The 21,377-nt window shown below is 51.5% G+C and carries 22 protein-coding genes; 5 read left to right on the top strand and 17 right to left on the bottom strand.

Features of this window, described 5'->3' with window-relative positions:
• Positions 1-93: 93 nt before the first annotated feature.
• From OI69_RS04570 to OI69_RS04545, 6 genes are all read right to left on the bottom strand, one after another.
• The gene (locus OI69_RS04570; RefSeq protein WP_039346710.1) at positions 94-855 is read right to left on the bottom strand and encodes an amino acid ABC transporter ATP-binding protein; all 762 of its coding nucleotides are present in this window, start codon (positions 853-855) and stop codon (positions 94-96) included.
• An 8-nt stretch (positions 856-863) separates the two neighbouring features.
• Entirely contained in the window at positions 864-1,958 is a 1,095-nt protein-coding gene (locus tag OI69_RS04565; RefSeq protein WP_039346709.1) for an amino acid ABC transporter permease, read from the bottom strand.
• A 9-nt stretch (positions 1,959-1,967) separates the two neighbouring features.
• Positions 1,968-3,146, bottom strand: coding sequence for an amino acid ABC transporter permease (locus OI69_RS04560; RefSeq protein ID WP_039346708.1), 1,179 nt, complete (start codon positions 3,144-3,146; stop codon positions 1,968-1,970).
• A 66-nt stretch (positions 3,147-3,212) separates the two neighbouring features.
• Complete coding sequence (locus OI69_RS04555) at positions 3,213-4,238, bottom strand: amino acid ABC transporter substrate-binding protein (RefSeq protein ID WP_039346707.1); 1,026 nt, start codon at positions 4,236-4,238, stop codon at positions 3,213-3,215.
• A gap of 294 nt (positions 4,239-4,532) precedes the next feature.
• A complete protein-coding gene (locus OI69_RS04550) occupies positions 4,533-5,198 on the bottom strand; it encodes an amino acid ABC transporter permease (RefSeq protein ID WP_039346706.1) in 666 nt (221 codons plus the stop codon).
• 118 nt (positions 5,199-5,316) lie between these two features.
• Complete coding sequence (locus OI69_RS04545; protein ID WP_039346705.1) at positions 5,317-6,084, bottom strand: amino acid ABC transporter substrate-binding protein; 768 nt, start codon at positions 6,082-6,084, stop codon at positions 5,317-5,319.
• Positions 6,085-6,369: 285 nt separating this feature from the next.
• Here OI69_RS04545 and OI69_RS04540 point away from each other — a divergent pair, with 285 nt between their 5' ends.
• The 3 genes from OI69_RS04540 to OI69_RS04530 all read left to right on the top strand — a co-directional run bounded on the left by OI69_RS04540 (position 6,370) and on the right by OI69_RS04530 (position 8,567).
• On the top strand, positions 6,370-7,515 hold the full coding sequence (locus tag OI69_RS04540) for an endonuclease/exonuclease/phosphatase family protein (RefSeq protein WP_039346704.1): 1,146 nt from the start codon (positions 6,370-6,372) through the stop codon (positions 7,513-7,515).
• 68 nt (positions 7,516-7,583) lie between these two features.
• Positions 7,584-7,988 (top strand): ASCH domain-containing protein, encoded by a 405-nt coding sequence (locus OI69_RS04535; protein ID WP_039346703.1) that lies wholly within the window; start codon positions 7,584-7,586, stop codon positions 7,986-7,988.
• Positions 7,989-8,045: 57 nt separating this feature from the next.
• Positions 8,046-8,567 (top strand): Imm63 family immunity protein, encoded by a 522-nt coding sequence (locus tag OI69_RS04530; protein WP_235319658.1) that lies wholly within the window; start codon positions 8,046-8,048, stop codon positions 8,565-8,567.
• A 259-nt stretch (positions 8,568-8,826) separates the two neighbouring features.
• On the opposite strand, the gene fis is transcribed toward OI69_RS04530, so the two are convergent.
• From fis to OI69_RS04505, 5 genes are all read right to left on the bottom strand, one after another.
• A complete protein-coding gene (fis, locus tag OI69_RS04525) occupies positions 8,827-9,123 on the bottom strand; it encodes a DNA-binding transcriptional regulator Fis (protein ID WP_005975342.1) in 297 nt (98 codons plus the stop codon).
• A gap of 23 nt (positions 9,124-9,146) precedes the next feature.
• Positions 9,147-10,112 (bottom strand): tRNA dihydrouridine synthase DusB, encoded by a 966-nt coding sequence (gene dusB, locus OI69_RS04520; RefSeq protein WP_039346702.1) that lies wholly within the window; start codon positions 10,110-10,112, stop codon positions 9,147-9,149.
• A 357-nt stretch (positions 10,113-10,469) separates the two neighbouring features.
• On the bottom strand, positions 10,470-11,357 hold the full coding sequence (prmA, locus tag OI69_RS04515; RefSeq protein ID WP_039346700.1) for a 50S ribosomal protein L11 methyltransferase: 888 nt from the start codon (positions 11,355-11,357) through the stop codon (positions 10,470-10,472).
• 17 nt (positions 11,358-11,374) lie between these two features.
• A complete protein-coding gene (gene panF / locus OI69_RS04510) occupies positions 11,375-12,826 on the bottom strand; it encodes a sodium/pantothenate symporter (protein ID WP_039346698.1) in 1,452 nt (483 codons plus the stop codon).
• Entirely contained in the window at positions 12,816-13,058 is a 243-nt protein-coding gene (locus OI69_RS04505; RefSeq protein ID WP_010681541.1) for a YhdT family protein, read from the bottom strand. The genes panF and OI69_RS04505 overlap by 11 nt, the downstream gene beginning before the upstream one ends.
• Positions 13,059-13,405: 347 nt before the next feature.
• On the opposite strand from OI69_RS04505, the gene OI69_RS04500 reads away from it, so the two are divergent.
• Positions 13,406-13,834 (top strand): TOBE domain-containing protein, encoded by a 429-nt coding sequence (locus tag OI69_RS04500; RefSeq protein WP_039346697.1) that lies wholly within the window; start codon positions 13,406-13,408, stop codon positions 13,832-13,834.
• Positions 13,835-13,913: 79 nt separating this feature from the next.
• Here OI69_RS04500 and accC read toward each other — a convergent pair whose 3' ends face one another.
• The 6 genes from accC to acuI all read right to left on the bottom strand — a co-directional run bounded on the left by accC (position 13,914) and on the right by acuI (position 19,246).
• A complete protein-coding gene (gene accC, locus OI69_RS04495; protein WP_039346694.1) occupies positions 13,914-15,257 on the bottom strand; it encodes an acetyl-CoA carboxylase biotin carboxylase subunit in 1,344 nt (447 codons plus the stop codon).
• Positions 15,258-15,268: 11 nt separating this feature from the next.
• Positions 15,269-15,736: an acetyl-CoA carboxylase biotin carboxyl carrier protein gene (accB, locus tag OI69_RS04490; RefSeq protein WP_039346693.1), complete on the bottom strand. Its 468-nt coding sequence runs from the start codon at positions 15,734-15,736 to the stop codon at positions 15,269-15,271.
• A gap of 24 nt (positions 15,737-15,760) precedes the next feature.
• Positions 15,761-16,213 carry a type II 3-dehydroquinate dehydratase gene (gene aroQ, locus OI69_RS04485; RefSeq protein WP_039346688.1) on the bottom strand — a complete coding sequence of 151 codons (453 nt, stop codon included), beginning with the start codon at positions 16,211-16,213 and terminating at the stop codon, positions 15,761-15,763.
• Positions 16,214-16,467: 254 nt separating this feature from the next.
• Positions 16,468-17,067, bottom strand: coding sequence for a protein-methionine-sulfoxide reductase heme-binding subunit MsrQ (msrQ, locus tag OI69_RS04480; protein ID WP_039346686.1), 600 nt, complete (start codon positions 17,065-17,067; stop codon positions 16,468-16,470).
• 37 nt (positions 17,068-17,104) lie between these two features.
• On the bottom strand, positions 17,105-18,106 hold the full coding sequence (gene msrP / locus OI69_RS04475; protein ID WP_039346683.1) for a protein-methionine-sulfoxide reductase catalytic subunit MsrP: 1,002 nt from the start codon (positions 18,104-18,106) through the stop codon (positions 17,105-17,107).
• Between the two features lie 162 nt (positions 18,107-18,268).
• The gene (acuI, locus tag OI69_RS04470; RefSeq protein WP_039346682.1) at positions 18,269-19,246 is read right to left on the bottom strand and encodes an acrylyl-CoA reductase (NADPH); all 978 of its coding nucleotides are present in this window, start codon (positions 19,244-19,246) and stop codon (positions 18,269-18,271) included.
• Positions 19,247-19,439: 193 nt separating this feature from the next.
• Between acuI and csrD the strand changes: the two genes are divergently transcribed.
• Entirely contained in the window at positions 19,440-21,377 is a 1,938-nt protein-coding gene (csrD, locus tag OI69_RS04465; RefSeq protein WP_039346680.1) for an RNase E specificity factor CsrD, read from the top strand.

The raw sequence follows: 21,377 nt of genomic DNA, 5'->3' as shown, positions 1-21,377 counted from the left end.
TCTTGCGTAAATCAGGTAGAGTCGCGAGAACCATCGTATAGCGATATTGGGGAAGGCTTGGCCTGCACAGACGCGCAGGCAGATTGTTTGAGATTAGTGCAGAATCTGCGAAAGAAATGCCTGAGTACGTTCTGATCGTGGGCTGGTGAAGAAAATATCCGGCGGCGCTTGTTCTACGATTTCACCCTGATCCATAAAAATCACCCGGTCTGCGACGGTTTTCGCGAATCCCATTTCATGCGTTACGCACAGCATTGTCATCCCGTCCTGAGCCAACCCAAGCATAGTATCGAGTACCTCTTTCACCATCTCGGGATCCAGTGCGGATGTCGGCTCGTCAAACAGCATAATCTTGGGTTTCATGCATAGTGAACGTGCAATGGCTACGCGCTGTTGCTGACCCCCCGATAGCTGTCCTGGAAATTTATGGGCATGTGCGGCTATGCGCACACGCTCCAGATAGTGCATTGCCAGCTCTTCCGCCTCTTTTTTGGGCGTATGGCGTACCCAGCAAGGTGCCAGCGTACAGTTCTGTAACACGGTTAAGTGCGGGAAAAGATTGAAGTGCTGAAACACCATGCCGACTTCAGTACGAATTTTCTCGATGTTGCGTAAATCATTATTCAATTCAATTCCGTCAACAACAATCCGTCCCTGCTGATGCTCTTCGAGATGGTTGATGCAGCGTATGGTGGTCGATTTCCCCGAGCCGGAGGGGCCGCACAGCACAATGCGTTCTCCCTGTCTGACTTGAAGATTAATGTCTTTAAGCACATGAAACTGGCCGTACCACTTATTCACCTTCTCTAAGGTAATCATATGCTCGGTTGATGGGGCTAATACAGTCTGATTCATGGATAACCTCAGTGTGACTTGTGTCCGGTATTAAAACGATTTTCCAAATGTTGGCTATAGCGCGACATGCTGAAACAGAAGATCCAATAAACCATGGCGGCAAAAACATAACCTTCAGTCGACATGCCCAACCAAGCGGGGTCGACGGTCGCCTGTTGGATGCTGCTGAAGAGATCGAAAAGGCCGATGATGATGACCAGACTCGTATCTTTAAAAAGAGAAATGATCGTATTCACCAGACCCGGAATCACCATTTTCAGCGCTTGAGGCAGGATGACCAGACCCTGCATGCGCCAATAGCCTAAGCCCAGAGATTCAGCGGCTTCATACTGTCCTTTAGGAAGTGCCTGTAAGCCACCGCGCACCACTTCGGCGACATAAGCTGACTGAAATAAAATCACGCCGACGAGCGCTCTGAGTAGTTTGTCGATAGTGGTGCCTTCCGTTAAAAATAGCGGCAGCATCACGGACGACATAAAAAGCACGGTGATCAGCGGTACGCCACGCCAGAACTCAATGAACACGACGGAAAACATACGGACGATTGGCAACGTGGAACGGCGGCCTAATGCAAGCAAGATGCCCAGCGGTAACGCGCCAGCGATGCCCACGGCTGCGATGATCAGCGTCAACGTTAATCCGCCCCATTGATAGGTTTCCACTCTGCTGAGTCCACCAAAACCGCCGTAGAGCAACCACCAGGCGATGAACGGATAGGTTATTGCCCAGACGGCAATGTAGCGCCCGCGATGGGGAATACTCTTCAGGAACATCGGCAGAATGCTGAGTATCGCGATAGCGAGGGCAAAATTGATACGCCAGACTTCCTCGGCCGGATACAGTCCATACATGAAATGACCAAATCTTTCATGGATGAAGACCCAACACGCGCCATCACGCGTACAGTCATTCCGGGTTGTACCGATCCAGTTTGCCTGAAAGATCGCCCAATTAAGCAGTGGCGGTATGGCAACCCACAGTAGCCAGAGGCAAAACAGCGTTAACAGGCTATTGCTGATACTGGAAAAGAGATTGCGTCTAGCCCACTGCATCGCGGTGAGCAGAGGGGACTGACGGCTCTGCGTATAATGGTGCATCGTCATAATGTCCTCCTAGCGTTCGACTAACGCGATTTTGCGGTTATACAAGTTCATCAGCAGCGAGATTAGCAGGCTGATAATGAGGTAGACCGACATGGTAATCGCGATGGTTTCGATGGCCTGACCCGTCTGATTCAACACCGTCCCTGCGAACAAAGACACCATATCGGGATAGCCAATGGCGGCGGCCAATGATGAGTTTTTCACGATGTTGAGATACTGGCTGGTCAGCGGAGGAATGATGACGCGCAGCGCCTGTGGAAGGATCACTTTACGTAACGTAACGGGATTCGGTAAGCCCAGAGAACGCGCCGCTTCATGTTGACCGTGGGAAACCGATTGGATGCCTGAACGAATAATCTCGGCGATAAACGACGATGTATAGACTGAAAGCGCGACGGTTAATGCCGCCAGCTCAGGGATGAGTACCATACCGCCACGGAAGTTGAAACCTTTTAATTCCGGCATATCCCAGTGAAAAGCGGCACCGAAAATCAGATGGCTGAGTACGCAGAGTACCAGCAGCAGGCCTAACGCCAACGGCCAGGTTCTGCGAGGCTGGCCGGTTAAGGCGTGATAGCGCTGATTACGCCTAAACATCCCCCCTGTCACCACGACGGTGATGAGCAGAGAGAGAAAAAATGCTGCCGCGCCCGGTCCTAACTCAGGGGATGGCAGATAAAAGCCGCGATTGCTGAGGAAGGCGATATCAAACGCGCTAATTGACTGGCGTGGCCCTGGCAGGTTGCGCAATACGGCGAAATACCAGAAGAAGATCTGTAATAACGGCGGAATATTACGAAATATTTCGATGTAAACGTTGGATATTTTTCGTAATAACCAGTTGTCGGACAGTCGTGCAAGGCCAATGGTGAAGCCGAGAATGGAGGCGAATACGATACACAGTGCTGAAACCAGCAGCGTATTGAATAATCCAACAAGAAAAACGCGGGCGTAAGTATCACCTTGTTGATAGTCAATCAGGTGCTGGACGATGCCAAAGCCAGCGCTTTTGTTCAGGAAATCGAAGCCGGAGGTAATACCTCTCTGTGCCAGATTGGTCACGGTGTTGTGCAACAGGTAGGCTGCGACGGCCAATACCGCGATAACAACGACAATTTGATACAGCCAGGCGCGCACCGCTGGATTAGTCAGTGATAAATCACCTTTTACGGTTGGGCGTTGTAACATGCTGGAACCTCGATACAGGGGTACTGAGGGGCGCAGCCATACACTGCGCCCGGGTTTTTCTGATAATTAACGTACCGCTGGCGCGTACTGAATTCCGCCTTTGTTCCACAATTCGTTCAGGCCGCGTTTGATTTTCAGTTCGCTGCCCATGCCTACATTACGTTCGAAAATTTCGCCGTAGTTGCCGACCTGTTTGATGATTTTAAACGCCCAATCATTCGGTAATTTGAGATCTTTACCGTAGCTGCCTTCATGACCCAGCAGGTGAGACATATCTGGCGTGGTCGGTTTTGCTGCCAACTGATCGACGTTTTTCGAGGTCACACCCATCTCTTCCGCATTCAGCATGGCGAACAGCGTCCAGCGCACGATCGAGAACCACTCTTCATCACCACGACGTACAACCGGGCCCAGCGGCTCTTTAGAAATCACTTCTGGCAGAACGATAAACTCAGCGGGTTTGCTCAACTTAATGCGCAGTGCGTATAGCTGTGACTGGTCGGATGCCAGCGTATCGCAGCGGCCAGACTCCAGTGCTTTGGCGCTTTCATCAGAGCGGTCGAACGTGACGGGGGTATACTGCATTTTATGCGTCTTGAAATAGTCAGCGACATTCAGCTCGGTATCGGTGCCAGCCTGAATACAAACGGTTGCGCCATCGAGATCTTTTGCGCTGGTTAAGCCTGCTTTGTTGTGCGTCAGGAAGCCAATGCCGTCGTAGTAGGTCACGCCGGTGAACAGCATGCCCATGCCGCCGTCACGGGACGAGGTCCAGGTGGTGTTACGCGACAAGACATCAACTTCGCCGGATTGCAGTGCAGTGAAGCGCTCTTTCGCCGTCAGCGGGGTGTATTTGACTTTATTGGCATCGCCGAATACGGCTGCGGCAAGGCCGCGACACACGTCAACATCAATGCCGGAGTATTTGCCGCTCGCATCTGCATAGGAAAAACCGGGTAAACCATCGCTGATACCGCATTGCACAAATCCTTTTTTCTGAATGGCGTCCAACGTCGCACCAGCATGGGCTTGGTTGATTGCGGCAAAGAGTGACACGCCAGCAACCAGAGTAGAAATCACTATTCTTTTCATAATCATCCTAGCGTCTAGAGTTATTTACTGTTTTTGAAGTACACAATAAGGTGCACCATACCTGTCTGTCGGGATGCCGACGCGAGCAGAACGAAGCAAATAAAATGCCAATTTTTTACTTGCTTGATAATGAAGATGAAAAGAAAGGTTTATTGATCTAAATAGGTAGCTCTAAATGGGTATATGCGCACTGTGGCAAATGCAAAGAGAGCGATATGCTCTTTTTTGGTGCGCGAAAAGGCAGAGGGGAGACATCATCAGCCCAGTAGATTGCGTGGGCTGATGCAGGAGGCGTTAGTGTGTGATGTGGCGCTGATAATACTTTTCGAGCTTAACCTGTAACTGGCTCAGAACGGTGCTGAACATCAGGTAAATTAGTGCCGCCTCGATATACAGAATCAGCGGCTCATAGGTCACGGAAACGATGCGCTGAGCGGATAAAAACATCTCCGGCACGGTGATGACGGCAGCCAGCGACGTATCCTTGATTAAGGAAATAAACGTATTGGAGAGCGGTGGCAGCGACACGAAAACGGATTGCGGGAAGATGACCCAACGAATCGCCTGCCTTCCGTTCATACCGAGAGAATACGCGGCATTCCACTGTCCTTTCGCGACGGACAGGATAGCCCCACGAACGATCTCCGAACTGTAGGCACCGACGCTGATGGTGAAACCAATGAGTGCAGCAGGAAAGGCATCCAGAGTAATTCCCGCGCTGGGCAACCCATAAAAGATCAGGAAAAGCTGCACCAGTAGCGGCGTTCCGCGGATGACCCAAACATAAAAATCCCCCACCCATTTCAGCGGTTTCGGGCCATAGAGCCGAACCAGCGCGATGATAATGCCAAGCGCTAAGCCAAAGATGAAAGACAGAATAGCCAGAGGGACGGTAAATTGCAGTCCCGCAGACAGCAGGCTCCAAAAAGAGTCTGCCATGAGTTGTAGCCAAGGCGGCATGGAAACAAGCTCCGATAAAAAATACGCTAATTACAGCGCGCGCTGATATCCATCGTTTTTACATCTATCTCACTGATAAATATGATTTTAATAGCAACGCGTGCTGATAACCAAGCGATTATTGAGAAACATCCTCCCCGAAGTATCGCACAGATATGGTTTTATAGGTGCCGTCTGCTTTGATTTCATCCAACGCTTTATTCAAGGCTTCCACCAGTGGCGCCTGATCTTTACGCACCAGAATGGCAGAAGGTTCACCGTCTTTTGAGGTGGCGGCAATCTTCACGTTGGCATCTGGCTTCTGTTTTTTGAAATCCAGGAATGACAGGTTATCGTTCAACGTCGCGTCAGCACGGCCGCTGAGCACCAGATCCAGTGACTGGTTAAAGCCATCCGTCGGCACAATTTCCGCACCGTAACTGGTGGCTTGCTTAGAGTAATTACTGGTTAGACTTTGTGCCGATTTTTTACCTTTCAGATCGCTGAAATCCTTGATAGTGGTGTTATCACCACGAACAACCAGCACCGCCTTGGAGTCGATATAAGGCTTGGAGAAATCGTACTTAGCCTGGCGTTCTTTGGTTACGCCAACCTGATTGATGACCACATCATAGCGTTTGGCATCAATACCGGCGATTAACCCGTCCCAGCGCCCTTCAACGAATTGGGCTTTCACGCCGAGCTTTTCTGCCACCGCACGGCCAATATCCACGTCAAATCCCACTAACTGGCCTGATTTATCATGATAGGTGTAAGGCGCGTAGGTGCCTTCTGTACCGATCTTGATGGCTCCCGCTGACTTGATAGCGCTAAGGTCATCGGCATGAGCGAATACGCTGCTAGCAAGCAGGGCGCTGGTCAGTAAAGCAAAACGTATTTTTTTCATTATAAATTCCTGTGAGTGGTATGCAGCGATGTGCTTATAACTTTTGTTAATAATGAATTTACTCGACAACACATCTGTTTATAAATCACGTTGCGTGATGATTTATAGCCGAAGTGAATATGGCATTTTGTAGTGAATATAGTGCGTTTATCAGGTTTTAACCATCTTGAGCGAAAGAACGATAGAAAGCGTCTATTGCGTCGCCAATGTTACCCAACGGTCACAATTCGCTTCTATCCTCAAAAGAACATCATTGCTTTTGCCACTACTTAGCAGGAGACAACAATGAAGATCCGTATCGCCAGCTATAACGTCGAGAACCTGTTTCATCGTACCGTGATTCTCAATCTCCCCGATTCCCGGCAGATCGACGCCTTATTAGAACAGGTCAGGCAGCTTCAGCAACTTCTCGCACGGCCCCAATACGATGAGGCTCTGAAGGATAAGGTATTCCGCCTTTCTATCGCACTGCGTCCTTATATTGATATTCGTACCGATGCGGGCACGCTGGGGCGCTGGAAGAAAGAGGAGGCCGGCACTGGATTCAGGATCAATAAACGCTGCCGGGGACGTGGGGATTGGATCGGTGAAATCGTGTTTAAAGCGCAGGAATTCAGCAGTCAGCAGCGGAAGAATACCGGCAAGATTATTACCTTGCTCAACGCCGATATCCTATGCGCTGTTGAAGTCGAAAACATGGATGTGCTGCGTGATTTCAACCATCAGGTGCTTGGGGAAAAGAAGTTTAACCAGTTCGTGATGATCGACAGCCCGAACGATCCACGCGGCATTGATGTCGCCTGCCTGACGCGTTACCGGATTGCCCAGCTACGCACGCACATTTTTGATGCCGGAAAACAGTTTGATCCTGTCTTTAGCCGTGACTGTCTTGAAGTGACGTTGGACGCTGGCCTTACACAGCCGATTTATATTCTGTGTAACCATTTCAAAAGCCAGAATGGTCAAACGGAAGAAGCACGGCAACATGGAGCAGAGAAGCGCCACGATCAGGCAGAACGCGTCGCCGAGATTGTCCAACAGACTTACGATCTCAAGAAGGACTATGTGGTCATTCTCGGTGATTTGAACGAGGATTCGTCAAACCCCTGGCAGAGTTTGGCTCCGCTGTTTTCTCTGTCGGACTTACACCCGGTTATCGACCCTGAACGCCCGGAAAAAGAGCGCTACACCTACTATTTTGCTGGGGGAAAGAAGGGCGCGCGGTTAAATCAACTGGACTACATTTTCTTATCCGCGCCGTTGCATCAGGCGGTGGTGGAGTGGGGAATCGAACGTCGGGGGATTTACAATATCGATAAGATTGCCGCCAAAGAGGGCGCTGAACCTGTTACGCCGCTACCGGAAGTCACCTCATGGGACACCGCAGCGTCCGACCATGCAGCGCTCTGGGTGGACGTGGAGATTACCTGATGGTCGCTTTACGGTTATGATGGCGTAAGAAAAAAGAGCGATCATAGCCGTATAAACCGAGGAAGATGATGAGCCATAAACAAGGATTGGAAAAGTATCCAGACGCGCTGCGCTGGTCGTTCGGCGACAGCCCCGAGCTGGCGGATGAGCTGCTGCAACTGGTGCGGGAAGGGCATAAAACGGCAACCTGTAGCTCCTATCACGCGTTCAAAAATGAAGAAACGCCGCAGGTCGGTGATTACAACATTGTTCTGGATGGTGCCGGACAACCCTCCTGCGTAATTCGGACGCGCTCGCTAACGCTGGTGCGCTACTGCGATGTGACCGCTGAGATGGCAGCGAAAGAGGGCGAAGGCGACAAAAGCCTGGCCTTCTGGCAGCAAGCGCATCAGGAGTTTTTTGAAAGAGGAGGCACCTTCGCCCCGGATATGCTGCTGGTGTTTGAAGAGTTTGAGCTGATTGAGGTGTTTTGATTTGGGTTAGCGGCTGCTAAATCCGACTGTGTTCTTGATGTAAAATGTAGTTAGGTAATGCTTCAAGTTGATTGTGAATTTATCCGGCAAGAAGTTGAGTCAATATGTGACGATACTACAGTCATTCAGTTGCCAGAGAAAATTGCAAAGGATATTGCTGAGGGATCGTGGCTATTGAAAACTCTTGAAGATCTTAGGGCTGAGCTCTTTAAAATTGGCCAGCAACTTTGTGGCGGAGTAAGGCCAAGTTATTACTTCTTTATCTCCGATAAGCCTGATGGTCTTGCTACTCCGTATCTGGAAATCCATGGGGAGGAATACCATTTCATCATCAGTGAAAGAGGCATAGAAAGAGAGCGTCATGTGACTTTTAGTGACGAAGATATTCTTTATTGGTTCACCGACTGCGGTGTCTGTGATATGGCTTCAAGCTATGCGGCTTTGAATAACTCCCCAGACAGGACGTTTAGAGATGTATATTTCCGAAGACAGTATCATTTAATGTTTTCTATCAAGCCTGAATGGGCTACAAGGAAACACAAGGAACTCACTGAAATTCTCAAGTTATACCCTAAATAATTCGAGTCTCAGGAAGGCGGCAAGCGAGGGAGTCCCGATGAGCTTACTCAGATAAGTGATTCGGGTGAGTGAACGCAGCCAACGCGCATGAAAATTGAAGTATGACGGGTATATAGCGGTTAACGCTTATTTCCATGTGCATTCTGATTATTAATACTCATTAATTATTTTTGACTGTCTGCCCTTATAAAAGGCAAAGAAAAAGGCGCTTAACCAAAAGAGGTAAAGCGCCTTTTTTCAAATGCTTAACTGATTAGTCTCAGTTCATGCCGTATTTTTTCAATTTCTTACGCAGAGTACCGCGGTTGATGCCCATCATCAGGGCCGCGCGGGTTTGGTTACCGCGGGTGTATTGCATCACCATGTCCAACAGTGGCTGTTCAACTTCAGCCAGTACCAGCTCATACAGGTCACTTACATCCTGACCGTTCAATTGAGCAAAATAGTTCTTCAGTGCCTGTTTAACCGAGTCGCGCAGGGGTTTTTGGGTTACCTGAGCCTGAGAGTTTACAGTGGAAACGGTCAGTACGTCAGAATTCACGCGTTGTTCGAACATAGTTCTGTCAGCTCTTTTTCTGTTTACGCAAGATTTTCAAAATATGCCTTCAACGCCTCCAGCTGCTCGCTGGCATCCTCAATGGCGTTGAATGTGCGCCTAAACTGGTCGTTTGGGGCATGTTCCTGGAGATACCAGGATACGTGCTTACGAGCGATACGAAATCCCTTGCCTGGACCATAAAAGTCGTGCAATTCCCGTATGTGCTCGATCAACAAGCGCTTGACCTCTGCCAATGGCATTGGTGCCAGCAACTCCCCTGTGTCCAGATAATGCTGGATTTCCCGAAAGATCCAGGGTCTTCCCTGAGCGGCTCGTCCTATCATCAGGGCGTCAGCCCCGGTGTAGTCCAGAACCGCTCTGGCTTTATGCGGGTCTGTAATGTCGCCATTCGCAATAATAGGAATGGAAACGGCCTGCTTAACTGCCCGAATGCTGTCGTATTCCGCGAAACCATTGAACAGGCACGCACGGGTGCGTCCGTGAATGGTTAACGCCTGAATGCCACAGTCTTCAGCCAATTTGGCAATTTCTACACAGTTGCGGTGCTCTGGTGCCCAACCGGTTCGGATCTTCAGTGTTACTGGTACGTCTACCGATTTCACTACCGCAGAGAGGATTTGTTTGACCAAATCCGGATACTGCAATAACGCAGATCCTGCCATCTTACGGTTCACCTTTTTCGCCGGGCAGCCCATATTGATGTCGATGATCTGTGCGCCGGAATCAGCATTGATTCTCGCTGCCGCCGCCATCTCATCGGGGTCACAACCGGCAATTTGCACGGCTCTGATACCCGGTTCATCGCTATGTACCATTCGCAAACGCGACTTGTCTGAACGCCACACTTCCGGGTTGGAAGAAAGCATTTCAGACACGGTCATTCCAGCGCCCATCGCATGACAGAGTGCTCTAAATGGGCGATCGCTAATACCAGCCATTGGGGCTGCTATCAAGCGATTACTAAGCTGAAATTGTCCAATGTGCATAGACAAAAATTGACCATACTGTGCCTGCAAGGGCGCGTATATTACGCATTTTTTACGTCAGATGAAAGGCCAAACTTTGACCAATTTACGGCTATCGATCAATGAAAATGCACATCGTTAAGATGTGTAAAAATATTATCCATATTTAACAGGTAGTTATATTTTTATGGCGATTTTCTGTTCTGTGAAATATTCATCTGTTTACAGAATTTTATCTGTAAGCGCAGTGATTTTTAGTGGAGATACAGAGGGCTAGCCGTGTTTTCTCAGTGAAATACGTTGGTTTATGCGGCTAAAAAGAATGTCGATTATCTGGAGGCTGGCCTGACCAGCCCCCTCAGTGCTTTAACAGCCGCGTTAAACGGTTTTGCGGATGCCAGTAATACGACACCACTCTTCGCGTTCAGCCACCGGATCGAGCGTGAATTTGTCGGCGTAGGCTTCTGCGACGCCTTCAGCCTGCGTGGCGAGTACACCGGACAGGCCGAGGTGACCGCCTGCTTTTGGTAGATCGCTAATCAGCGGTGCCAACTCGCGTAGCGGGCCGGCAAGGATGTTGGCGACGACGACATCGGCAGACAGGTCGTCAGGCTGGTCTTTCGGTAGATAAAGCTCAAGACGCTCAGAAACGCCGTTGCGCTGGGCGTTGTCCCGGCTGGCCTGAATCGCCTGCGGATCGATATCAATTCCGATGGCGCGTGCCGCACCCAGTTTCAGCGCTGCAATCGCAAGGATGCCGGAGCCGCAGCCGAAATCGATGATGGTCTTCCCTTCCAGATCCAGCCCGTCGAGCCATTGCAGGCACAGTGCGGTTGTTGGGTGGGTGCCGGTGCCAAACGCCAGGCCGGGATCGAGCATCACGTTGACGGCGTTTGGATCAGGGATTTCGCGCCAGCTCGGGCAAATCCATAAACGCTTGCCAAACTGCATCGGGTGGAAGTTATCCATCCACTCGCGTTCCCAGTCTTTGTCTTCCAACTGTTCGATTTTGTGTTTAAAACCCGTGCCCAGCAGCGGTTCCTGCTCCAGTATGGCGATAACCGTGTTCATATCGGTTTCGGCATCGTACAGCGCAATCGCGTCAGTATCGCCCCACAGGCGCGTCTCGCCCGGCAGAGGCTCAAACACGGGGTTATCGTGCGTATCCTGAAACGTAACGGATACCGCACCGCTTTCCATCATGACGTCACCCAGTTGTTCAGCAACCTTTCCTGAGGTGTTTATTTTCAGTTGAATCCACGGCATAGCAGTCTCTATTACATTTAAAGTGAAGATGAAACGGCAACCGGCGCTGGTGGGTTATGACCAAAGCGGTTGCCAATAGTAAACGCCATCAGGCTGAGTAACAGCGATGGCACTATCGGGTGATAGCCAGCCAACTGAAGATTGAAGCTGGCCAGTAAGGTATAGCAAATCGCCCCGGTGAACATGGCGCTGAGCGCGCCAGCGGCATTCGCGCGCTCCCAATACAGACCCAACACCAGCGGCCACAGGAACACCGCTTCCAGCCCGCCAAACGCCAGCAGATTCAGCCAGATGATCATCTCCGGTGGCCGTAAGGAGGCCAGCAGCACCAGCAAGCCCAATAGCAGCGTGGTCATGCTGGAGAAGATCTTGATGCGGCGTTCGTTATGGATCTGCTGCGGGCGCACGCTGAGATAGAGATCTTTGATGATTGTCGCGGAGGCCTGAAGCAGATGCGCATTAATGTTGGACATGATAGCGGCCATTGGCGCGGCAAGAAAGATCCCCGCCGCCAGCGGCGGCAATACGTTAACCATCAGCGCCGGTAACACCTGATCGGGAATCGTCAGGTTTGGCATCACTGCACGGCCCAGCGCGCCGGCCAGATGCATGCCGAGCATCAGGATGCCGATGACGATGGTGCCGATAATAATCCCACGGTGTAGCGCTTTGCTGTCGCGATAGGAAATACAGCGCACGGCGGTGTTCGGCAGGCCGATGACGCCGAAGCAGACCAGCACCCAGAATGAGGCCATAAACGGCATCGACAGCATGCCGTGGCTGCCCTGTGGCGACACCAGCATCGGGTCGATCTGTTGCAGTTTATCCACCGCGCTGTGCAAGCCACCGGCGGCATAGATCACGCCAACCAGCAGAATGACGGTGCCGATCAGCATCACGATGCCCTGCATCGCATCATTCAGTACGCTGGCACGGAAGCCGCCAAACGTGGTGTACAGCGCGATGGTAACGCCGAAAATCAGCAGACCGATGTCGTAAGGGATGTTCGCAGCGGTTTCCAGCAGACGCGCACCGCCGATGAATTGCACGGCCATCGCGCCGATAAATGCGACCAGCAGGCTGAGGCTGGCGAACCACACCAGCAGCGGGCTGTTATAGCGGGCGTGCAGCATGTCATTCAGCGTGATGGCGTTGTAGCGCCGCGCCAGAATGGCGAACTTTTTCCCCAGAATCCCCAGCGACAACAGCATGGTGGGAAGCTGGATCATCGACAGCAGCACCCAGCCCAGCCCATATTTATACGCCGCGCCCGGCCCGCCGATAAAAGAGCTAGCGCTAACGTAAGTGCCAATCAGCGTCATCGCCAGAACGAAGCCGCCCATTGAGCGGCCGCCGAGGAAATATTCGTTCAGGAAGTTACCCGCCTGACGGCGACGGTAGGCATAGACCGACAGCCCGAAAACCAGCAGCAGGTAGCCGATCAGCGGCAATAAAATTTCAATTTGCATCGTCACTCTCCAGTGAGATATCGCGGAAAATAACGCGCACCATCAGCCAGCACAACAGCGTAAACACGAGCGGCAGCAGCAAACAGGCCATCTCAAACCAGTGCGGCAGGCCGGTGATCCCTTGCGTGTTGTCAGGCAAATAGGCGGCAAGCACCCAGGCCACTAAATAAACCAGCGTCAGGCCGAACGCCCAGCGAGCCTCTTTGTGCGCCTGAGGAAAGCGTGTATCCATGTTCTTCTCCACCGTAAATGGGAGCATTGGTATCGTTATCAACGTCGTGCTGACGAAAGCGGGAATTTTACGGCATGTGGGCCAATTGACTAGTAAGAATTACGTCAGAAGCGCAAAAGCCAGTCGTGGGGGAATTGTCTGGTAAGCAATAGATCAGGGTGGAAATAGCGTCTATTTTGCCACGAAATAATACCAAGTGAGTATTTGGGTTTATTTATATTGAGGTAATTGGCTAATGATGGAAGTCATATCGCATAATTTTCTCAAGAGAAAGCCTACTATCGGGCTATTATTTACCCTCTGATATTTTAGAGCAGAATAGTTAAAGATAAATCAAAGGAGTCGTTATGTCAGTTTCAGCCAGAAATCAGCTTTCGGGTGTTGTGTCTTCTATTGTTGAGGGGGCGGTAAACAATGAAGTCGTATTGACCTTGGAAAGCGGGGATAAGTTAACGACTGTCATTACACGAGCCAGTTGCCAAGCGATGGAATTAGCCGTTGGCAAACCGGCCATCGCGCTGGTGAAGGCACCTTGGGTCATTCTGGCATCGGCTGAATGTGGTTTGCATTTCTCTGCCCGTAATCAATTCCACGGCAAGGTGAGTGCGGTGGTGAAAGGTGCCGTAAATTCAACGGTACAATTGGTGACGCTGGAGGGATTAACGCTGACATCCTCTATTACCAATGAAAGTCTGGAAGAGATGAGCATCAGCGTGGGAAGCGAATTGGTCGCGTTGGTTAAAGCGTCCAGCATTATTCTGGCTACCCGGAAATAATGGTGCGGTCTTTTAAGGTATAAGACATAAATAATAAAAGGCCAGCGTTTGCTGGCCTTTGGACTCGATTGCGTGGAACTTACTGCAAGCCGAGTTTCTTCTCCAGATAGTGGATATTTGTGCCACCTCTCTGGAAGTTTTCATCGCTCATGATCTTCATCTGAAGTTCGATGTTGGTTTTGATACCATCGATAATCAGTTCAGCCAGCGCGTTCTTCATACGGGAAATTGCGATTTCGCGGGTTTCGCCGTAGGTGATCAGCTTGCCGATCATGGAATCATAATACGGCGGTACGGTGTAACCGGCGTAAATATGCGATTCCCAACGCACACCAAAGCCGCCCGGCGCGTGGAAACGCGTGATTTTACCCGGGCTTGGCAGGAACGTGTTCGGATCTTCCGCGTTGATACGGCATTCCACCGCATGGCCGCGTACCTTAACGTCTTTCTGCTTGATGGACAGCGGCAGACCAGCAGCAATACGCAGTTGCTCTTTGATCAGATCCACGCCGGTGATCATCTCGGTGACCGGATGCTCTACCTGAATACGGGTGTTCATTTCAATGAAGTAGAACTCGCCGTTTTCGTACAGGAACTCGAACGTACCCGCACCGCGATAGTTGATATCGATACAGGCTTTGGCGCAGCGCTCGCCGATATTACGACGCAGTTCATCTGTAATGCCCGGTGCTGGCGCTTCTTCCACCACTTTCTGGTGGCGACGCTGCATGGAACAGTCACGCTCTGCCAGATAGACGGCATGGCCCTGACCGTCAGCCAGAATCTGAATTTCCACATGACGTGGGTTTTCCAGATATTTTTCCATGTAGACCATGTCGTTGTTGAAAGCCGCTTTGGCTTCCGCACGGGTCATGTTGATGGATTGTTCCAGCTCTTTGTCGCTGCGCACTACGCGCATACCACGCCCACCGCCGCCGCCAGAGGCTTTGATGATGACCGGATAGCCGATGCGTTTTGCATGAGCACGGTTAGCGTCCATGTCACCGTCTAACGGGCCATCAGAGCCAGGTACGGTTGGAACACCTGCTTTTTTCATCGCGGTGATGGCAGACACTTTGTCACCCATCAGGCGAATAGTTTCTGCGCGTGGGCCGATGAAGATAAAGCCAGAGCGTTCAACCTGCTCGGCAAAATCTGCGTTTTCGGACAGGAAACCGTAGCCAGGGTGAATCGCGACGGATCCGGTAATTTCCGCAGCAGAAATAATCGCTGGGATGTTCAGATAGCTTTTTGTTGACGGTGCCGGGCCGATACACACGGTTTCATCCGCCAGCAATACGTGTTTCAAATCGCGATCCGCACTGGAGTGAACGGCGACAGTTTTGATGCCCAGTTCTTTACAGGCACGCAAAATACGCAGCGCAATCTCTCCGCGGTTAGCGATAACGATTTTATCTAGCATGATAAGCCTCGTTATTCGATGACAATCAGTGGCTCGTCAAATTCGACCGGCTGGCCGCTTTCGAGCAGAATGGCTTTCACCACGCCCGCTTTGTCGGCTTCAATCTGGTTCATCATTTTCATGGCTTCGACGATGCACAGGGTATCGCCAACGTTGACGTGCTGACCCACTTCCACGAACGCTTTCGCATCCGGGCTTGGGGTGCGATAGAAGGTTCCAACCATTGGAGAACGAACGATGTGTCCACTGATGGCAGCCGGCGCGGCGGCAGCTTCCACTGGCGCTGGTGCAACGGCGGCGGCCAGAGCAGGCTGTGGCTGCATCATCGGTGTCGCATAGGCTTGTTGCATCATCGGGTAGTTAACCGCTGCTGGGGCACGACTGATACGTACTGATTCTTCACCTTCAGAAATTTCCAGTTCGGCGATGCCGGACTCTTCAACCAGTTCGATCAGTTTTTTGATTTTACGAATATCCATGGATGTGGTTCCGTACTCTTTTGTTTAATTGGAAGTTGACAGGCGTTTTACCGCTGTCTGTAAAGCATACTGATAACCCTCTGCCCCCAAGCCGCATATCACGCCTACCGCAACATCGGAAAGGTAAGAGTGATGACGAAAAGGCTCGCGTGCATGCACGTTGGACAGATGAATTTCGATAAACGGAATCGCGACCGCCAGCAGAGCATCACGCAGCGCCACGCTGGTGTGAGTCAATGCAGCCGGGTTGATCAGAATGAAGTCTGTATTTCCTCTGGCCTGATGGATGGTATCGATCAGAACATGTTCCGCGTTGGATTGCAGATGGGAAAACTTCACGTTCAATGTCTGCGCCTGTGTTTCCAGTTCGCTGACAATGTCTGCTAACGTCGTTTTACCGTATTTGTCTGGCTCTCGGGTTCCTAGCAGATTCAGGTTTGGACCGTTCAAGAGCAAAATGTGGAACTTTTCTGCCATTGTGCTGCTATCTCCCGCGATTGACCAAGATTGCCAAAACCGTGTCGCACAAAATAGCGCGAAGCTATTCGTTTGTCACCTTTCGTGATGCAAATTGTCCAGCCCGAGAAACTAAAGTCGTGCATTATAACCATATCATGGCAATTCGCAGCTAAATACTGGTCTTATCTGCGGAGATATTCCTGCACCAGGTTGTGATAAGGCGTGAATTTGGCTGTCACTCAGCACCGCCTCTTCCTGTGTTGGTGCGGTGTTTAGCGCCACCATTGACGACATTTTTTATAACGGAACAGCAGCAATATCAACGCCGCCAGCGCATACAAAATGGGTTGTGGGGAGAGCGTTTTGACTGACCAAAGATAGTGGATAGGCGCAAGGATGGCGACGACATAGACAAAATTATGCAATTTTTGCCAGTGCGATCCTAACCTGCGCACCATTACTTGTGGCGAGGTTACCGCCAGTGCCAGCAAAATCAGCCAGCTTATGATTCCTAACGTTAGATATGGTCGGGATATCAGTTCGTTACCCAGCAGTGCCACATGGGTTAGACCCAACTCCAGTAGCGCATAGCTCACCAGGTGTAACGTTGCCCAGAAAAAACACCATAGCCCGAGGAGTCGACGGCAGCGAATCAGCAGCGGCTGTTTACCGTAGCGCGCCAGTGGCGTGACTAACAACGTCGCCAGCAGTAATTTCAGCGCCATTCTGCCGGTAAAATGCTGAATATCTTTGGCGGGATCGGCGCTGAACCACCCTTGGTCGATTGACAATATCAGCCATAGTAGCGGCAGAAAACTCGCCAGATGGAGTAACACTTTCAACCGGATAACGTGTTGTAACGTCAGTCTCATACGGATGTGGATTCCTATCCTGATAGGCTAGCTAAGACTAGAAATTGTCACGCAAATTCAGGCCGCGATACAGCGAGGCGACCTGCTCTGCGTAGCCGTTGAATAGCAGCGTGGGTTGACGCTCAACGTTAAGCAAGCCGCCTGAACCGATGACGCGTTCTGTCGCCTGTGACCAGCGCGGATGATCCACATGGGGGTTGACGTTGGCATAGAAGCCATATTCATCCGGTGCCGCCAGATTCCAGGTGCAGGGCGGTTTTTCTCGGGTTAACCGGATGTGTACGATAGATTTGATGTTCTTGAAGCCGTATTTCCACGGCGTGACTAAGCGGATAGGGGCACCGTTTTGTGGCGGCAGCGTTTTGCCATAAACCCCGACCGATAACAGCGCCAAAGGGTTCATGGCTTCATCCAGCCGCAACCCCTCTACATACGGGTAGTCCAGCCCGCCGCCCATGAAGCGATCTTTCTGTCCCGGCATTTGTTCTGGATCGTAAAGCGTCTGAAACGCAACATAGCGCGCGTTGCTGGTGGGTTCGGCGAACTTAATCAGTTTGGCCAACTCAAAGCCCACCCACGGAATCACCATTGACCACGCTTCGACGCAGCGGAAACGATAGATTCGCTCTTCCAGCGGAAAGCGTTTTAGTAAATCGTCGATATCCAGCGTGAGAGGTTTAGCGACGTCACCATCTATCTTCACGCGCCAGCCTGCGGTTTTTAACCCACCCGCATTCGCTGCCGGATCCGCTTTATCTAACCCGAACTCATAGAAGTTGTTATATCCCGTCACTTTATCTTCCGGCGTGAGCGGCAGGTCGAGCTTCCACTCGTCAGGTTGGCTAAACGTGAGGGGATTGCCCGGCGGCGCTTTGGGTGTATCCGCTCCCTTAAACCAGGCCAGCAGATCAGCCTGCGCAGAAAACGGCAGGGAAAGCGCGGCTGCGGAAATCCCCAGCGCTTTTAATACGCGCCGACGCTGGTAGAAGAGGGATTCTGGGGTAACGTCGGCTTCCGTGAACTTGCGATGCTTGTGCATGTGAACTCCCACCAGCCATTGCTCGTAAAGTGGCGTTTTTGCTGCTTACCGTTCACTTAGTTATAGATGAGTTGCGGTAGAAACCGCGATAAAAGAGGTGGAATACTTTTTTGCCGGGTGTAACAGCCACCCTAAGGTGGCTGGATGCGTCAATAAAAGACGTTAGCGGATTTTCACCAGCGTACGGCCAGTGACGTTGTTTTCCAGCAGCGCGGCGGCGGCGGCGGGGACGTCTTCCAGCCCGATTTCCTGCGTGACCTGCTGGTAGAACGATTCAGGCAGGATGGCAGCCAGACGCTCCCATGCTTGCTGGCGACGAGCCAGCGGTGCCATCACGGAATCCACACCTTGCAGGCGTACGTTGCGTAAAATAAAGGGCATCACGGTCGTTGGCAGCGCGATACCGCCAGCCAAGCCGCACGCGGCAACGGTCGCGTTATAATCCATTTGTGCCAGCAGCGTCGCCAGCACGTTATCGCCGACGGTATCAATCGCCCCCGCCCAGCGCTGTTTTTCCAGTGGACGAGGGCTGGCGCTGAATTCGCTGCGAGCCAGCACCTGTGTCGCCCCGAGTTTTTTCAGGTAATCGGTATTTTCCGCACGACCGCTGACGGCAGTCACCTGATAGCCTAGCGCGGAGAGCAGGGCGACAGCGGTGCTGCCGACACCGCCGCTGGCACCGGTCACCACAATGTCACCGCTTTCCGGCGTGATGCCGCCGTCTTCCAGCGCCATGACGCACAGCATCGCGGTAAAGCCTGCTGTACCCAGGATCATGGCGTTACGTGCATTCAGCGTAGCGGGCAATGGCACCAGCCACTCACTCTTCACGCGAGCCTGTTGTGCCAGGCCGCCCCAGTGGCTTTCACCTACGCCCCAACCGGTCAGAATGACGGACTGGCCGACGGTAAACCGATCGCTATCGCTGTGGCTTACGATGCCTGCGAAGTCGATCCCAGGAACCATTGGGAAATGACGAATAATCTTGCCTTTGCCGGTAATGGCAAGCGCATCTTTATAATTAATGCCGGACCAGTTGATATCAACAGTGACATCCCCGGTGGGAAGTTGCTCTGCATCAATCTCGCGAATCTGAGCGTGGGTCAGTCCGTCTGACTGTTCAAGAATTAAAGCCTGCATGGGCTATCTCCTGTGGCAGGATTAAAATGGGGAAGTCATTAACGACTATAGTTATTACAGGTACTATTGGTTAATAAGGTACTTGGTTAATAAGGTACTGTTGTTAACAAAGGTACTGTATCGCTGGCCTATGCGAACTGATAAGAAACAACAAACGTGCGGTAATAACAATTATTTGGAATAGGACGCAGGGATGGGATTTACGACCAGATTCTCGATACTGATAGTATTGCTGACGGTTATCGCTATTTTTTTTATGTTTTTCAGTAGCATATTTAGCCTCTGTTATTATAGCCAGTCGCGTACTGAGCAACAGTTACGCGAGGTTACCGCCAGTATCGATCAGGCGTTATTAGTGCAATCGCCCGAAAATATCCAATATTGGCTGCCGGGAATGATGAAGACGGCAGGCATTGTTACATTGGAAATTCAGGATAACGGTACGGCGCTCTATTCAATACAACTGCCAGAGGCTGGCTGGCAACGCACGCACCTCTACCATGAGGTCGAATTTCCGCTGATGCATCATTTGAACATGACGATCGCTTTAAAATATGCCGATCCGCTGTTTGGTTTGCCGCGTTTCGTGATGTCGACGCTATCGGTGCTGCTGGCTGCGGGGGGGATGCTCCTGATGCTGTTCTTCTCCATCCGCTGGCTGCGCCGTCAGACTATCGGACAGGAAGAGCTGGAAGAGCGCGCACAGCGGATTCTCAAGGGCGAGCGCGAATCGGTGATGCAAGGGTCGGTGCGTGAATGGCCGGTTAATACCAGTGGGGCGCTCGATCAACTGTTGTCCGATTTAGTGGAAGCGCGAGAGGAACGCGGGCGGGTCGATACCTTAATCCGTGCTTTCGCCGCGCAGGATGCCGAAACCGGGCTGAGCAATCGCCTGTTTTTTGATAATCAACTGACTACACAGTTGGAAGAGGGGGAAGAAGTCGGGACGCATGGCATCGTCATGATGATTCGCGTACCCGATTTTGAAACCTTACAGGAAACGCATGGCTGTAGTCACGCGCTGCAAGAATACCGTTTTACGCTAGTCAACCTGTTGTCGACGTTTGTGATGCGTTATCCCTCTGCGCTGCTGGCGCGTTACTTCAGCAGCGATTTCACCGTATTACTCCCCCATAGCACGCTAAAAGACGCCAACGCGATTGCCACACAGTTGGTGAAGGCTATCGATATCCTCCCCGCTTGCCCGTTAATTGACCGGGGAGAGGTGTTCCACATCGGTATTTGCGCCTATCGTGGTGGGCAAAGTGCCGAGCAGGTGATGGAAAGTGTGGAAGACGCGACGCGCAATGCGGTATTGCAGGGCGGTAACAGTTGGTGCGTGTTTGACCGGCTGGTGCCAGATAAGGGCCGTGGCAGCGTAAAATGGCGAACGTTGCTCGAACAGACGTTGGCGCGCGGTGGGCCGCGGCTGTATCAAAAGCCAGCGGTCACCAAAGAGGGCGTGGTGCATCATCATGAAATGATGAGCCGGATTTACGATGGAGAACAGGAACTGCTCGCGGCAGAGTATATGCCGCTGGTTCAGCAACTGGGGCTGACGACCAGCTATGATCGGCAGCTTGTGGCGCGAATTATTGATTTATCAGCGAGTTGCCCCGGAGAAACACTGGCTCTACCGATAAGTGTGGACTCACTTTTGCAAAAGCCTTTTTTGCGCTGGCTGAGGGAAATCTTGCTGCAATGTCCGAAAACGCAGCGGCAGCGCATTTTATTTGAACTTGCAGAGGCAGATGTTTGTCAATATATCGGCCGCCTGCGCTCGGTTATCAATGAGATCCTGGCGTTAGGCTGCCGCCTGGCGGTCACGCAGGCGGGTTTGACGCTGGTCAGCACGACGTACATCAAGTCGCTTCCCGTGGAGATCATCAAGCTTCATCCCGGTTTGGTGCGTAGTCTTGAACGTCGCCCGGAAAATCAGCTTTTTGTACAAAGTCTGACCGAGGCGTGTAAAGGTACGCAAACGCGGGTGTTTGCCGCAAGTGTGCGCACCAAAGAGGAGTGGCGAATGCTGTTGGGCAAGGGGGTTTATGGTGGGCAAGGTGATTTTTTTGCCGCATCAGTCCTTGTAACGGATGAGCTGAAAAAATATTCACCACGGCATCGTGTTTAG

This window comes from Pectobacterium fontis (genome assembly GCF_000803215.1).
Classification (GTDB): Bacteria; Pseudomonadota; Gammaproteobacteria; order Enterobacterales; family Enterobacteriaceae; genus Pectobacterium; species Pectobacterium fontis.
Note: the sequence above shows the minus strand (reverse complement) of the source record. Positions and strands in the feature narration are given on the sequence as shown.

Bases quoted from the DNA above. Each gene is read 5' to 3' on its own strand.
- aroQ (WP_039346688.1), bottom strand. From the start codon at position 16,213: ATGGCAGAAAAGTTCCACATTTTGCTCTTGAACGGTCCAAACCTGAAT.
- OI69_RS04505 (WP_010681541.1), bottom strand. From the start codon at position 13,058: ATGGATACACGCTTTCCTCAGGCGCACAAAGAGGCTCGCTGGGCGTTC.
- csrD (WP_039346680.1), top strand. From the start codon at position 19,440: ATGGGATTTACGACCAGATTCTCGATACTGATAGTATTGCTGACGGTT.
- accC (WP_039346694.1), bottom strand. From the start codon at position 15,257: ATGCTAGATAAAATCGTTATCGCTAACCGCGGAGAGATTGCGCTGCGT.
- msrQ (WP_039346686.1), bottom strand. From the start codon at position 17,067: ATGAGACTGACGTTACAACACGTTATCCGGTTGAAAGTGTTACTCCAT.
- msrP (WP_039346683.1), bottom strand. From the start codon at position 18,106: ATGCACAAGCATCGCAAGTTCACGGAAGCCGACGTTACCCCAGAATCC.
- fis (WP_005975342.1), bottom strand. From the start codon at position 9,123: ATGTTCGAACAACGCGTGAATTCTGACGTACTGACCGTTTCCACTGTA.
- OI69_RS04540 (WP_039346704.1), top strand. From the start codon at position 6,370: ATGAAGATCCGTATCGCCAGCTATAACGTCGAGAACCTGTTTCATCGT.
- OI69_RS04550 (WP_039346706.1), bottom strand. From the start codon at position 5,198: ATGCCGCCTTGGCTACAACTCATGGCAGACTCTTTTTGGAGCCTGCTG.
- OI69_RS04560 (WP_039346708.1), bottom strand. From the start codon at position 3,146: ATGTTACAACGCCCAACCGTAAAAGGTGATTTATCACTGACTAATCCA.
- accB (WP_039346693.1), bottom strand. From the start codon at position 15,736: ATGGATATTCGTAAAATCAAAAAACTGATCGAACTGGTTGAAGAGTCC.
- OI69_RS04565 (WP_039346709.1), bottom strand. From the start codon at position 1,958: ATGACGATGCACCATTATACGCAGAGCCGTCAGTCCCCTCTGCTCACC.
- panF (WP_039346698.1), bottom strand. From the start codon at position 12,826: ATGCAAATTGAAATTTTATTGCCGCTGATCGGCTACCTGCTGCTGGTT.
- dusB (WP_039346702.1), bottom strand. From the start codon at position 10,112: ATGCACATTGGACAATTTCAGCTTAGTAATCGCTTGATAGCAGCCCCA.
- acuI (WP_039346682.1), bottom strand. From the start codon at position 19,246: ATGCAGGCTTTAATTCTTGAACAGTCAGACGGACTGACCCACGCTCAG.
- OI69_RS04500 (WP_039346697.1), top strand. From the start codon at position 13,406: ATGTCAGTTTCAGCCAGAAATCAGCTTTCGGGTGTTGTGTCTTCTATT.
- OI69_RS04545 (WP_039346705.1), bottom strand. From the start codon at position 6,084: ATGAAAAAAATACGTTTTGCTTTACTGACCAGCGCCCTGCTTGCTAGC.
- OI69_RS04570 (WP_039346710.1), bottom strand. From the start codon at position 855: ATGAATCAGACTGTATTAGCCCCATCAACCGAGCATATGATTACCTTA.
- OI69_RS04530 (WP_235319658.1), top strand. From the start codon at position 8,046: ATGCTTCAAGTTGATTGTGAATTTATCCGGCAAGAAGTTGAGTCAATA.
- OI69_RS04555 (WP_039346707.1), bottom strand. From the start codon at position 4,238: ATGAAAAGAATAGTGATTTCTACTCTGGTTGCTGGCGTGTCACTCTTT.
- OI69_RS04535 (WP_039346703.1), top strand. From the start codon at position 7,584: ATGAGCCATAAACAAGGATTGGAAAAGTATCCAGACGCGCTGCGCTGG.
- prmA (WP_039346700.1), bottom strand. From the start codon at position 11,357: ATGCCGTGGATTCAACTGAAAATAAACACCTCAGGAAAGGTTGCTGAA.